Consider the following 12,910-nt stretch of genomic DNA (forward strand, 5'->3'; position numbering starts at 1 on the left):
GGCCGCCATCGCCTCCGACAACGCCAGGGGCACGAAGACGTCCTCCCGTGCCCGCCGCAACCACCACCGGCACTCTCGCGAGCACGGCGAGAGCGGCGGACTCGTCGAGGACCGCGAAGTCGGCCAGCAACCGCGACCAGGTGACGACCGACGTCTCGTTCGACAGCGACGACCCGACCACCCGTAGCCAGGACTCCTCCGTGCGCCTGCGGGCGGCGACCGTGCACACGCGACCACCGGCGCGCTTCGACAGTTCCATCACGCGAGGTACGCGCGAGACCGCCCGGTGCACGATGGACGCGGCGGGATGGCGCAGAAAGCGCCCGATACCCCCGTCCGCGAGTCCCGATGCGGCGGTGGCGATCAGGCCGACGCCCACGATGCGGTCACCGATGGTGCCGGGGTGACGACGGGCGTAGGACAGTGCGACCATGCCTCCCATCGAATATCCGGCCAGGACCACAGGTCCGTCCGGAGCGAGGGTCCGGAGCACCACGTCGAGATCGTCCGACAGTCCGGAGACCGTGCAGCCGGTTGCGTCACCCGACCCGGAACGACCGTGTCCTCGCTGGTCGTAGCGGACGATGCGGACGTCCTGCACGTCCAGGCCGTCGCAGACGGCATCCCAGCTCGCGGCTTCCTGGCAGTGCCCGTGCAGGCACACGAGGGTCAGATCCGCATTCCGCGGGCCGGTCACCGTGGCGGCCAACGGCACTCCGTCGTCGGCGACCACGGTGACCCCAGTGGCCCTGCAGGACATGTTCCGGTCCGTACTCGATATCGGCTCGGCCATGTCGCCTCCTGCACAGCGCATCTGCAGGAGTTGTCGCGTCACCTTCGGGTGTCGTTAACCGCCGACACCGAATCGTGACGTCCGGTCGTCAGCGTGGGGCGAGCGCCCGGATCATCGGTGCGGGATCACCCGAGGGCACCAGGGCGATGGCGGGGGTGGTCACCCCCGCCTCGACGTACCGTTCCACGTGCTCGCGGCACGCCTCGGGTTCGCCGTGGATCACGAGAGCATCCACCACGTGGTCCGGGATCGCTTCGAGGGCAGCCTTGCGGTCACCTTCCGCCCACGCCTTCCACATACCGGCGAAATCGTCCGAGCGGCCGAGGAATTCGTGGAAGGCCCGGTAGACGGGGACGTTCATGTAGGCGGCGATCATGCGTCGGCCGATGGCGCGGGCCGTCTCGGTGTCGAAGCCGGGGAGCACGAAGATCCGCGCGACGATCTCCTTGTTCTCGCCGCCCTCGTGGACGTAGGGCGCCACGGTGCGCACGTCGTCGGCGGACAGCCAGTTGATGATGGCGCCGTCGGCCTCACGTCCGGCGAGACGCAACATGCCCGGCCGCAGCGCCGCCAGCAGCACCGGCGGCGCCGGGTCGGGCACGACGCCGGCCCGGAAGCCGTCGACGGCGAAGGTGTCGTACTTCTCGGAGACCTTCTCCCCTGCCAGCGCCGAACGCAGGAACCGGAGGGTGTCGCGGGCGCGCTTGAACGGTTCCTCGAAGGGAATGCCGTTCCACCTCTCGACGATGACGTCGGACGATGTGCCCACCCCGAGCACGAAGCGGCCGGGCGCGGCGGCAGCGAGGCTCGCGGCCGACATGGCCAGCGTGGCGGGGCCTCGGGTGTAGACAGGGACGATCGCGGTGCCCAGGCGCAGGCCGGGAGCCCACACGCTCGCGAGGGTGAGCGGGGTGAACGCATCGGCGGCGCCGGCCTCGGACGACCACACGTCCGTGTACCCGAGGTCGGGGAGCTCTTCGATGATGCGTCGCTGGTCGAGCAGAGGGATGCCGTCGAGGGGGACGGTCAGGCCCCATCGTCGTGTCGTGTTCTCCGTCATGACCGCCACCTAACCACACTGTGGTCCACGTCATAGCCGGACGTCTTCCGGCCCGGCCGGTCGGGCCCGCCCCGCGGCCGCTCCGGTCCCCGTATGCTCGCAAGTCGTGCGTATCGATCAGTTGTGGCGTTATCCGGTGAAGTCGTTCGGGGGTGAACGGCTCGACACCGCAGCGATCGAAGCGGACGGTCTGCGCGGCGATCATGTGTGGGCGCTGGTCGACGCAGAATCCGGAAACATCGCGAGTGCGAAGCGTTTCCGTCGCTACGGTCTGCTGCTGACCTGCTCGGCGCGACTGCTGAGCGACGACGATCCTCGCGATCCGGCGGCACTCGAACTCACCCTGGCCGACGGCACGGTGATCCGCGGCGACGATCCCGAGGTCGACGACCTCCTGTCGAAACTGGTCGGTCACGACGTGCGTCTCGAACCGCGCGACCGCAGCTACGACGAGGCGCCGCTGCATCTCGTCTCCCGCTCCGCGGTGGAGGCGCTCGGCACCGGCGACCCCACCGACGTGGCCCTGCGGCGGTTCCGTCCGCAGCTGGTCGTCGACATTCCCCACTCGCCCGGTTTCGTGGAGGACGAGTGGATCGGCCGACGGGTCTCGGTGGGTTCCGTGGTCCTCGCACCGCACGAGCGCACCGCGCGGTGCGTCATGGTGACGCTCCCCCATCAGGAGGTTCCCGCGCGGCGCGGCATGCTGCGCGAGGTGACGGCCGCGCATCAGGTGCCCACTGCGCCGGGGGGCAAGCCGATGCCGTGCATCGGTGTCTACGCGACCGTCCGGACTCCCGGCGACATCACCGTCGGTGACGAGATCGGCGTCGGCCGAGCCGACTGCTCGAGCACAGTCGAGTAGATCGGGTCACTTCCCGGCGAGGTAGTCCTCGACGAGAAGCTTCTTCTGCACCTTGCCCATGGCGTTGCGCGGAAGAGCGTCGACGCTACGGATCTCGCGGGGGCGCTTGTGGATCGAGAGGGTCTGCGCGACGAAGTCCGAGAGTTCGCCCGGATCACGGAGATCCCCGACGACGTAGGCGACGATCCGCTGTCCGAGATCGTCGTCCGGCACACCCACCACCGCGGCCTCCTGCACGCCGGGATGGTTCAGCAGCGCGTGCTCCACTTCGCCGGCGCCGATCCGGTAGCCACCGGACTTGATCATGTCGACCGATTCGCGGCCGACGATGCGGTGGAAACCCTGGTCGTCGATCACGGCGATGTCACCGGTCTTGAACCAGCCGTCCTCGGTCATCGACTCGGCGGTCTTCTCGGGGTTGTTCAGGTAGCCGTCGAACAGGGTCGCGCCGGACACCTCCAACTGGCCGAGGGTTTCACCGTCGTGCGGCACGAGGTTGCCGGCCTGGTCGCGCAGGCGGGTGGAGACGCCCTGGATCGGCAGTCCCACCCAGCCGGGCCGGCGCTCACCGTCGTGGCGTGTGCTGATCGTGATGATCGTTTCGCTCATCCCGTACCGCTCGATCGGCGCGGAACCGGTGAGGGCGAGCATGCGCTCGAAGACCGGAACGGGAAGGGGCGCACTGCCCGACACCAGAAGTCGCGCGGACGACAGTGCGCGAGCGGATGATTCGTCGGCAGCGACCCGCGACCACACGGTAGGAACACCGAAGTACAGCGAACCACCGGCTGCCGCATAGGCTTCGGGTTTCGGTCGCACCGTGTGCACGAGTGGCGAGCCCTGCCGGAGCGCGCCGACGACACCGAGGATGAGTCCGTGGACGTGGAACAGCGGAAGTCCGTGGACGAGCGTGTCGTCGGACGTCCAGTTCCATGCCTCGGCGAGACCGTCGAGACCGGCCGCCACGGCGGACCGCGAGAGCACGACCCCCTTGGGGGCGCCCGTGGTTCCCGAGGTGTACATGATCATCGCGGCACTACCCGGATCGGCCTCCGCGTGCGAGGACGACGAACGCGCGCTCGCGTCGACAGGGATCGCAGGCAGGGTGACATCCTCGGGGGCCGTGCCGAGCCACACCTGCGCACCCGAGTCCTTCAGGATGTGGGCGCGCTCGGCAGGACCGGAATCCGGCGGCACGGGCACCGCGGCCACACCGGCCATGAGGCATCCGGTCGTGGCGATCACCGTCTCGATGCTCGCGGTGGCGTCGACAGCGACCCGCGAGGAGCCTGCGACCTCGTCGGCCACAGCGGCGGCAGCCGCGATCAGTTCGGATCGGGTGAGCGAGACGTCTCCGACGCGGACAGCGCTGCGGTCGTCACTGCCTGCTCCGGACTCGGTGAGCGAGGTCAGCAACGGCACGGGCGTGGTGGTGGTCATCGGTGGTGGTCCCTTCTCGACGTCCTGCCGGACGGTGTCGCGCGGCGCACGGTCCACATTGTGGACCGACGTGCTACGATGCGGTCCGGCTCAACTTATAGCCCGTGCCGCCTGCCGTCAACGACGCGCGAAAGGTTCCGATGAACAGCGTTCTCACCGCACTCCGCGTGTTCGAGGAGGTCGCGACCACGCAACCGGTCGGACTCTCGGACGTGAGCAAGCGACTCGACGTCCCCAAGAGCACCGTTCAGCGATGCCTCAAGACCCTCGCCGAAGCCGGCTGGCTGCGCCCCTCGACGACGAACGCCGGGCAGTGGGTCATCACCGGCCGCGCGTTCAGCCTGGGTAGCGCGATGTCGTCCGGCGACGACCTGCGCGAGGTCGCACTCTCCGAGTTGAACCGCCTGCAGACCGAGACGGGCGAGACCGTTCATCTCGCAGTGCCGGACGGGAACGAGCTGGTCCTGATCGAGCGACTCGACAGCGCCCACCAGCTGCGCGCCTTCCTCGCCCTCGGCACGCGCCTGCCTCTGCACGCCGCGTCCACCGGCAAGGCCTATCTCGCGTCGCTGCCCGACGAACGGATCGAGAATTTCCTCGCGACCGAACTCCCCTCGCTGACCGAGCACACCGTCACCGATCCGGCGGCTCTGCGCAAGGAGATCGCCGAGATCCGCGCCCGCGGGTACGCCGTGACCGAACAGGGGCTGCACGACGGCATCGCCGCCGTCGCCGTCGCCCTGCGCGGGCGCGGTGGCACCGTGCGCGGCTGCTTCAGCATCTCCGGTCCGGCTTCGCGACTGACCCCCGACCTCTTCGCCGACTACGGCGCGAAGGCGCTGGCAGCGCGGGACGCGATCGAGCGTCGCCTGCCCTGATCCGCTCCGGGCGGGACCGGCGGGAACGCACCCTCTCTGGGCATATCGTTTCTCGATATGTATAACGATTATCGATGGTATCGACAATCGATAATGCCGCCGCCCGGCGAGTTCGGAGACGACCATGAATTCCACCCACGACACCGACCGCCCCCAGAGCCCGGGCTCCGAACCCGACACGCTCTCCCCCACCGAGACGTCGAAGAAGGACCGCACCGATCTGTGGGCGTCCCTCACGGTCTTCGCGCTGACGTCGTTGATCGTGCTCTTCACCTATGTTCGCGACCTCGCAAGCTCTCTCGGCGACGGCATCGTGACCGCGCGGGTCCGGTTCGACGACGCGGCAGCGGCGCCGGTGCTGTCCACCCCGAACGGCGTCGACCTCCGGACCACCTCGACGACGGTGATCGACGTTCCGACCGACGTCCTCTCACCCGTCAGCGTCGCCCTCCTCCGCGCCGGGGAGGCGGTACAGACCCTCGGCTACCTGACGGCCCTGGCCCTGCTGAGCTGGATCATGGTGCGATTCGTCCGGGGCCGGTTGTTCGACCGCGGTGTCATCCGGCTCGTGTGGATCACATCCATCGTGGCGATCGCGACCATCATCGTCCCGATGATCCCCCGCACGCTGGGCACCAACATGCTGATCCGGGACGTGGACATGAACTACGTCCTCTCGAACGCACCTCTCGGACCGGAGTTCTGGTACGCCTACGTCTTCTGCATGGTGATCTCGGCCGTGGGTGTGGTGCTGCGGATCGGCAGCCGCATGGCGCGCGACAACGAAGGACTCGTCTGATGCCTCCGGAAACCGAGCATGCCGTCCGGTGTCATCTCGACGAACTGCTGGCCGATCGGGGCATGACGCTCACCGAGTTGGCCGAGAAGGTCGGCGTCAGCGTGGTGAACCTGTCGGTACTCAAGAACGGACGCGCCCGCGCGATCCGCTTCTCGACCCTCACAGCCCTGTGCCGCGTACTGGATTGCTCTGTGGGCGACATTCTTTCGGTCGATTGACCGACCCCGAACACGGCGATGCCCGGAACCTCGTGGGTTCCGGGCATCGCCGATGGTCCGGCCGGTGGCGCTCCGGCTGACGCACGGACCTGTTTTCTTTATTCCCCGATCGCGGGAAGAATGCGGGTGCGGACCTCACCGAAGCCGATGCGCGTCCCGTTCGGGCCGGGAGCGGTGGCCGAAATGGCGATTTCGTCGCCGTCCTCGAGGAAGGTGCGTGTCTCGTCGCCCACCTGCACGGGTTCTGCTCCGCCCCAGGTGAGTTCGATGAAGGCGCCGCGCTGGTCCTTCTCCGGGCCGGAGATGGTGCCGGATCCGAACAGGTCGCCGGTGCGGGTCGCGGCACCGTTGACCGAGGTGTGGGCGAGCATCTGCGCCGGCGACCAGTACATCTGCGCGTACGGCGGACGCGACACGACGTGCCCGTTCCACTCGACCTCGAGATCGATGTCCAGACCCCACTTCTCGGTGCCCTTCAGGTACGGCAACGGTTCCGGGTCCTGCACCGGGGTGTCGATACGGGCGGCCTCGAGGGCAGCGAGCGGAACGACCCACGGCGAGATCGACGTCGCGAAGGACTTGCCGAGATTCGGGCCCAGCGGCACGTACTCCCACGCCTGGATGTCGCGGGCCGACCAGTCGTTGAGGATGACCGCACCGAAGCAGTGGTCGGCGAACTCGTCGGGCCGGATCTGCGATCCCATCGGGGAGCCGACACCGACGACGAAGCCCATCTCGGCCTCGATGTCGAGCCGGATCGACGGTCCGAAGACCGGCGCAGGATCGTTGGGGCCCTTGCGCTGTCCGCTCGGCCGCACGATGTCGACCCCCGAGGTCACGACGGTGCTCGACCGGCCGTGGTAACCGACGGGAAGGTGCTTCCAGTTCGGCATCAGCGGGTCGGGGTTCTGCGGGCGGAACAGGCGGCCGAGGTTCGACGCGTGATTCTCCGAGGCGTAGAAGTCGACGTAGTCGGCCACTTCGATCGGCAGGTGCATCGTCACGTCGGCAACCGCGAAGACCGCCTCGTCGGCGACATCGCCGGTCACGAGTTCCCTGATCGCAGCGCGAACTTCGTCCCACCGTGCACGACCCTGGGCCATGAACGCGTTGAGCGAGGGCTCGGCGAAGACGACGTCGTCCTCGAAGACACGGCTCAGGTCGAGAACCGTATCTCCGACGCGGACACCGACACGGGGTTCGCTGTCGGCCGTGGAGAAGATGCCGTACGGCAGGTTGTCGATGCCGAAGAGCGAACCCTCCGGAATGGCGATGGTGGTCATGCGTTCGTTCCTTCGGTGATCGGGGAAACGGTCGAGGGCGCCAGACCGAGGTCGAGCAGATCCTCGAGCGGTTCGGCGATGCTGCAGGTGCCGTACGACAAGAAACGGCGCCGGACCTCTGCGGCCCGGTCGTCGGAGAGTGCGCCGAGACGTGCGGCGAGCACTGCCCCGTCACGTTCGGCCAGCACGGAAGCGACCTCGTCGATGTCGGCTCCGGACAGCACCGCGTCCACCGCGGCCAACAGGTTCACGAACCCGTGCTGTTCGAAGCCCGTCTTCGGGTCGGTGTTGCGCACCGCGTGGTGCAGACCGGCGGTCGCCTTGAACGGAACTCCCGTGGTGACGACCGTCGAGACCGCGGCGGCGAGCTCGGCTTCGTCCGGATACGCCTCCGCCACGATCCCGCCGGTGCGGAACTTGGCGGCGTACGGCGTCCCGGTCAGTCGGGCGAGGATCTCGGCTCGGCGCTCGTCACGCGGAACCTCGACGAATACATCGATATCCGGTCGACTCACCCTGATCTCGTCGAGCGCCGCGAACAGCTCGTCGACGGATTGCTCTGCGGGGACCGCGATCTCGAGGGCCACTACGGACACCGAGTCCATCGCGTCGACCTGCTCGAGTGCGGGCCGGACGGCGGCGGTGCCGGTCGGTGCGGTCAGGCTCAGGGCCAGCTCACCGGGATACGGGTGCTGCGCCAGGTGATCTGCGAGTTCATCGAGGCGACCGGCCGGGAAGACGAACGCTCCGACGAGCGGTGCGTGCGCGGACGAGCGGTGCCCGGCGTGGGCGGGAACGGCGGCGGGCAGCGGGGCGTTGCCCGGAGGGAACAGCGCAGCGTCGTCGCACAGTCCGGTCAGGAGAGGTCCGAAAGTCATTTGGCCGCTCCTGCATTGCGGTTCCAGCTGCCGGCGTAGGCGGCGTCCTCGCACGCGAGCGCACCCTCACCGAGTTCGAGCGGGCGGAAGGTGTCGACCATGACGGCGAGTTCGTCGAAGAACTCGACACCAATGCTGCGCTCGTAGGCACCCGGCTGCGGGCCGTGCGCGTGACCACCGGGGTGCACCGAGATCGAACCCTGGCCGATGCCCGATCCCTTGCGGGCCTCGTAGTCGCCGCCGCAGTAGAACATGACCTCGTCGGAGTCGACGTTCGAGTGGTAGTACGGCACCGGCACGGCCAGCGGGTGGTAGTCCACCTTGCGGGGCACGAAGTTGCAGATGACGAAGTTGTTGCCCTCGAACGCCTGGTGCGCCGGCGGCGGCTGGTGGACGCGGCCGGTGATGGGTTCGAAGTCGTGGATCGAGAAGGTGTACGGGTACAGGCAGCCGTCCCAGCCGACCACGTCGAAGGGGTGATGCGGCATCAGGTAGCGGGTGCCGACGATGCCCTGCGAGGTGCGGTGCTTGACCAGCACCTCGACGTTCTCCTCCTCGACCTGCATGAGCTCGGTCGGTCCGTGCAGGTCGCGCTCGCAGAACGGCGAGTGCTCGAGGAACTGCCCGAACTTCGACAGGTAGCGCTTGGGCGGGACGATGTGACTGTTCGCCTCGATCGTGTAGGCGCGCAGCGGTGCGTCGCCCTTGGGCACCCAGCGGTGGGTGGTGGCCATCGGCAGCAGGACGTAGTCGCCGGCCTTCGCCTCGAGCGGACCGAAGACCGTCTCGACGGTGGCCTCACCGGATTCGACGTAGACCATCTCGTCGCCGACGACGTTGCGGTACAGCGGCGAGGGCTCGGTCGACACGACGTACGAGATGCGGACGTCGGCGTTGCCCAGGACCAGGCGGCGACCGGTCACGACATCGGTTTCGGCCCAGATCGTCTCGGGGAACAGATCGTGCAGCTTCAGGTGCCGCGGCTTGAGCGGATGGTTCGGTGTGGTGGTCTGATCGGGCAGCTTCCACTCCGTGGCGTCGACGATCGCCGACGGGATGTACCGGTGGTAGAGCAGCGCCGAGTCGGACGAGAAGCCCTCCTCGCCCATGAGCTCTTCGTAGTACAGGTCGCCGTTCTCGTTGCGGTGCTGGGTGTGACGCTTCGGCGGGATGACGCCGAGCTGTCGGTAGAACGCCATGATCTGACTCCTCGCGGATCTCGGGCGTGCGAGGGACGGTCGCTCGCCTGGAATTAGTAAATACGTTAACTAAACCTGGGCCGTGAGCGCAACCACAGAGAGGTCACGACCCTGCGTCAGTTGCGTCCGCGCACGTCGAACTGGCTGCGGTTGGTGATCAGCTTGTTCAGCAGCATCACGAGAATCTGCTGTTCGGTGGGGGTGAGCACCTCCACCCAGGCCTCTTCGCGTTCGTTCTGGGCACGGAAACTGTCCCGGATCTCTTTCTCTCCCGCTTCGGTGAGCGACAGTTGCACCGAACGCGCGTCGTGGCTGACCGGAGTCTTCTCGAGGATTCCCGCCTCCACCAGGGGTTTCGCGAGGTTCGACACGGCGGCGCGACTCATCCCGGTGAGCCGCGCGGCGACATTCGGTTCGATCGGACCCGCGAGCCAGATGACGAACATGAGCCGATAGGCCGACCACGACCGGCCACGCGGACGGTGAACCGCGGCCTCGAGGTCGTAGGTGACGATGTCCGAGGCCCGGTTGAGCGTGAGCAGGACTTCGGTCGCACTACGGTGATGTTCACCGAACTTGCTGTTCAGACGCTCCTGCGCGAGTTCGACGAAGGACCAGTAGTCGAGGTCGCGGGGTCCGGACATGCGGTCACAGTACCGCAGACCCGGGATAATTCATCCATTTACTATCCGGTAGATCTGCCGGAGATCGGCAGGACTATGGAAAACCACACCCCGAACACCTCGAAATCGGCGGAAAACCGCAGTGAACTGCGCATTCACTGCTCATAGCGTTCCGGACATGAACCTCGAACACACTCTCTCGCAGTCACCCACCGACGAACTCGACGGCCTCGCGGGCCTCTCGCTACAGCTGACGGAGATGCTCGGAGCACCCGGCGCCGGTCTCGTGGTCGCCGCGGAGAACCTCTTCCCGCCGATCCCGAGCGAGGTGATCCTTCCCCTCGCCGGCTTCGCGGCCTCCCGCGGGGAGATCTCCCTCGTCTCGGCCGTCGTGTGGACCACCCTCGGCTCCGTCGTCGGCGCGCTGCTGCTCTACCTCACCGGACGAGCCTTCGGGCGCCCGCGGATGTATGCCGTGGTCGAGCGACTCCCACTGGTGAGCATCTCCGATCTGCGGCGCGGCGAAGAATGGTTCGCCCGCCACGGTGAGAAATCGGTGCTCCTCGGCCGGATGGTGCCGCTCGTACGGAGCGTGATCTCGGTTCCCGCCGGGGTGGAGGCCATGCCCGTCGGCCGCTTCGTCGTCCTGACCGTTCTGGGCAGCGCACTGTGGAACTCGATCTTCGTGCTCGCCGGATACCTTCTCGGTGAGAACTGGGGAGTCATCGAACCGTATGCGGATGTGCTGCAGAAACTCGTGATCGTCGCGGTGGTCGGGGCAGTGGCGGTGTTCGTCGTCCGCCGTGTCCGATCGATTCACGCCCGTTAGGGTCGGTCCGTGATCGATCACCTTCGGCGCTCACTCGGGACCTCGGTCCGCGCCGTCGTCGGGCTCCTGCTCGGGATCGTCACCGCGGTGGCGGGTGCGGCGGCATCGGTCCGCCGCACCACCGACGGACCGGGCCGGGCGGCCGAACGCGACCGCACCCGTCTCGTGCGATGGTTCGACGCCGAGACGGTCCGGGATCTCCCGGATCGCGAGCCGACCGGGTACTTCCTCGTCCGTCTGGCCTACGGTCCACTTGTCGGCATCGTCGTACTGCTCGTCCTGATCGCCGCGACCGGCTACGGGGGCTGGGCGATCGTCCTGCTGGTCGGCGGTCGCATCTCCGTCGCCGACGGCCTCGTCTCGCTCCTCGTCGCCGCCGTCATGATCTACCTCGCCGTCCGGATGGCGATGATCGTGGGCCAGTGGGACGTCCGCACGGCACTGCGGCTGCTCGGTGACGACGCGACGCAGCATCGTCTCCGCGACCTGCAGCGCACCCGTGCCGACGTCGTCACCGCCATCGACGACGAACGCCGGCGGATCGAACGCGCCCTGCACGACGACGTCCAGCAGCGGGCCGTCGCGCTCGCACTCGACGTCGGCCGCGCGCGACGCACCGCCGAACGCGGCGACGGGAATCTTGTCGCCGACCTCGACAACGCCGTCGCCCAGGCACAGGCATTGCTCACCGAACTGCGCGACGTGGCGTGGCGAATCTACCCGGCCGCGCTGGACGGACACGGGACTCGCCGCGGCGCTGGAAGGATTGTCCGCGCACACCTCCCTCCCCGTCGATCTGGATCTGTCGATCCATCCGGAACCGCCGCACGATGTCGCGGCAGCCGCGTATTACGTTGCCGCGGAAGGGGTCACGAACGCGACGAAGCACTCCGGTGCCGACAGCGTGTCGGTGACCGTCGCGGCGGACGGTCGCGTCGTCACCGTTACGGTCGTCGACGACGGGTGCGGTGGGGCCGAGATGACGGGCTCCGGGCTGACGGGTCTCGCGCGCCGTGTCGCCGCGCTGGACGGGCAGTTCTCCGTACACAGCCCTTGCGGAGGGCCGACCGTTGTGGAAGCGAGGATCCCGTGCGCATCGTGATTGCCGAGGACTCGACCCTTCTCCGCGAAGGTTTGTCGCGGTTGTTCGCGGACGAAGGCCACGAGGTGATCGCCGGTGTGGGAAATGCCGTCGAGTTGCATCATGTCGTCGAGCGCGACGTGCCCGATCTCGTGCTGCTCGACGTGCGTATGCCACCGACCTACTCGACGGAGGGCATCGACGCGGCGCGGCGCATCAAGGAGGAGCACCCGCAGGTCGCTGTGCTCGTGCTGTCCCAGTACGTCGAGCATCGGAACGCGACCGGTCTGCTCACGAACGGGTGGGGTGGCGTCGGCTATCTGCTCAAGGATCGCGTATCGGATGTGGGGGCGTTCCTCACGGATCTGGAACGAGTGGCTGCCGGCGGGACCGCGTTCGATCCCGAGGTCGTCAGGCAGCTGTTCGCGAACACCCGCCGCGCCGACCCCATCGCCGCCCTCACCGAACGCGAACGTGAGGTGCTCGAGGCTCTCGCCCAGGGCCTGACGAATACGGGTATCGCCGATCGTCTGACCATGTCGGTCAGCGCCGTGGAGAAGCACGTCAATTCGATCTTCGTGAAACTCGACCTGCCGCGCGAGGCCGACCGCAGTCGGCGGGTACGGGCGGTGTTGCTCTATCTCGAAAGCACAGGCACCCGCGGCCCTGGGACCGATCGCTGACGTTCCCCGGCCGGCTCGTCACCGGCCCTCGCGTGGATCAGAAGAGCGGATACACGAAGTGCCCGACGCCTCCACCGGGTGCGCTCGACCCCGTCACGTTGGGCAGGTTCGCGGGCAGGCGGACGAGTTTGTGGGGACGGCCTTCGAGGTCGGCCTGCCAGCAGTCGGTCGTCACGCCGTGGAAGCCCTGGCACACGATGCGGGTGTTCGCACCGAACGGCGAGGTCAGCCGCGGCTCGTTCACCAGCGGGTTCCAGTAGGCGAGTTCGTCGGGGGTGAGCCAG

At 67.9% G+C, this 12,910-nt stretch carries 14 protein-coding genes and 2 pseudogenes; 8 read left to right on the plus strand and 8 right to left on the minus strand.

Annotated features, from left to right (window positions below; all coding sequences use genetic code 11):
• Window positions 1–793: alpha/beta fold hydrolase (locus R1101_RS26070; RefSeq protein ID WP_232284696.1), on the minus strand; the 793-nt coding region annotated here is incomplete at its 3' end.
• Between the two features lie 88 nt (window positions 794–881).
• On the minus strand, window positions 882–1,853 hold the full coding sequence (locus tag R1101_RS0107275) for an LLM class F420-dependent oxidoreductase (RefSeq protein ID WP_037222450.1): 972 nt from the start codon (window positions 1,851–1,853) through the stop codon (window positions 882–884).
• Window positions 1,854–1,959: 106 nt separating this feature from the next.
• On the opposite strand from R1101_RS0107275, the gene R1101_RS0107280 reads away from it, so the two are divergent.
• Window positions 1,960–2,715 (plus strand): MOSC domain-containing protein, encoded by a 756-nt coding sequence (locus R1101_RS0107280; protein ID WP_016932794.1) that lies wholly within the window; start codon window positions 1,960–1,962, stop codon window positions 2,713–2,715.
• Between the two features lie 6 nt (window positions 2,716–2,721).
• On the opposite strand, the gene R1101_RS0107285 is transcribed toward R1101_RS0107280, so the two are convergent.
• Window positions 2,722–4,155: an acyl-CoA synthetase gene (locus R1101_RS0107285; protein ID WP_026002989.1), complete on the minus strand. Its 1,434-nt coding sequence runs from the start codon at window positions 4,153–4,155 to the stop codon at window positions 2,722–2,724.
• 140 nt (window positions 4,156–4,295) lie between these two features.
• On the opposite strand from R1101_RS0107285, the gene R1101_RS0107290 reads away from it, so the two are divergent.
• The 3 genes from R1101_RS0107290 to R1101_RS0107300 all read left to right on the plus strand — a co-directional run bounded on the left by R1101_RS0107290 (window position 4,296) and on the right by R1101_RS0107300 (window position 6,050).
• Window positions 4,296–5,033: an IclR family transcriptional regulator gene (locus R1101_RS0107290; protein ID WP_026002990.1), complete on the plus strand. Its 738-nt coding sequence runs from the start codon at window positions 4,296–4,298 to the stop codon at window positions 5,031–5,033.
• Window positions 5,034–5,157: 124 nt separating this feature from the next.
• Window positions 5,158–5,832, plus strand: a complete 675-nt coding sequence (locus R1101_RS0107295; protein ID WP_016932797.1) for a hypothetical protein — start codon at window positions 5,158–5,160, stop codon at window positions 5,830–5,832.
• Entirely contained in the window at window positions 5,832–6,050 is a 219-nt protein-coding gene (locus R1101_RS0107300; protein ID WP_016932798.1) for a helix-turn-helix domain-containing protein, read from the plus strand. Before R1101_RS0107295 ends, R1101_RS0107300 begins: the two co-directional genes overlap by 1 nt.
• Window positions 6,051–6,148: 98 nt before the next feature.
• On the opposite strand, the gene fahA is transcribed toward R1101_RS0107300, so the two are convergent.
• From fahA to R1101_RS0107320, 4 genes are all read right to left on the minus strand, one after another.
• Entirely contained in the window at window positions 6,149–7,333 is a 1,185-nt protein-coding gene (gene fahA, locus R1101_RS0107305) for a fumarylacetoacetase (RefSeq protein ID WP_016932799.1), read from the minus strand.
• On the minus strand, window positions 7,330–8,211 hold the full coding sequence (locus R1101_RS0107310) for a hypothetical protein (RefSeq protein ID WP_016932800.1): 882 nt from the start codon (window positions 8,209–8,211) through the stop codon (window positions 7,330–7,332). The genes fahA and R1101_RS0107310 overlap by 4 nt, the downstream gene beginning before the upstream one ends.
• A complete protein-coding gene (locus R1101_RS0107315) occupies window positions 8,208–9,410 on the minus strand; it encodes a homogentisate 1,2-dioxygenase (RefSeq protein ID WP_016932801.1) in 1,203 nt (400 codons plus the stop codon). The genes R1101_RS0107310 and R1101_RS0107315 overlap by 4 nt, the downstream gene beginning before the upstream one ends.
• Before the next feature lie 116 nt (window positions 9,411–9,526).
• Window positions 9,527–10,054 carry a MarR family winged helix-turn-helix transcriptional regulator gene (locus R1101_RS0107320; RefSeq protein ID WP_016692512.1) on the minus strand — a complete coding sequence of 176 codons (528 nt, stop codon included), beginning with the start codon at window positions 10,052–10,054 and terminating at the stop codon, window positions 9,527–9,529.
• A gap of 157 nt (window positions 10,055–10,211) precedes the next feature.
• Between R1101_RS0107320 and R1101_RS0107325 the strand changes: the two genes are divergently transcribed.
• The 4 genes and pseudogenes from R1101_RS0107325 to R1101_RS0107340 all read left to right on the plus strand — a co-directional run bounded on the left by R1101_RS0107325 (window position 10,212) and on the right by R1101_RS0107340 (window position 12,626).
• Window positions 10,212–10,862, plus strand: coding sequence for a DedA family protein (locus tag R1101_RS0107325; protein ID WP_016932802.1), 651 nt, complete (start codon window positions 10,212–10,214; stop codon window positions 10,860–10,862).
• A 408-nt stretch (window positions 10,863–11,270) separates the two neighbouring features.
• A pseudogene (locus tag R1101_RS30895) lies at window positions 11,271–11,531 on the plus strand (histidine kinase); the annotation flags it as partial.
• Between the two features lie 235 nt (window positions 11,532–11,766).
• On the plus strand, window positions 11,767–11,964 hold the full coding sequence (locus R1101_RS31375; RefSeq protein WP_332306996.1) for a hypothetical protein: 198 nt from the start codon (window positions 11,767–11,769) through the stop codon (window positions 11,962–11,964).
• A complete protein-coding gene (locus tag R1101_RS0107340; RefSeq protein ID WP_016932805.1) occupies window positions 11,952–12,626 on the plus strand; it encodes a response regulator transcription factor in 675 nt (224 codons plus the stop codon). Before R1101_RS31375 ends, R1101_RS0107340 begins: the two co-directional genes overlap by 13 nt.
• A 37-nt stretch (window positions 12,627–12,663) precedes the next feature.
• Here the strand turns inward: R1101_RS0107340 and R1101_RS0107345 are convergent.
• Window positions 12,664–12,910 (minus strand): annotated as a pseudogene (locus tag R1101_RS0107345) (hypothetical protein); the annotation flags it as partial.

The sequence above is a fragment of the Rhodococcus sp. R1101 genome (assembly GCF_000278445.1).
In the GTDB taxonomy this organism is placed as follows: Bacteria; Actinomycetota; Actinomycetes; order Mycobacteriales; family Mycobacteriaceae; genus Rhodococcus; species Rhodococcus gordoniae.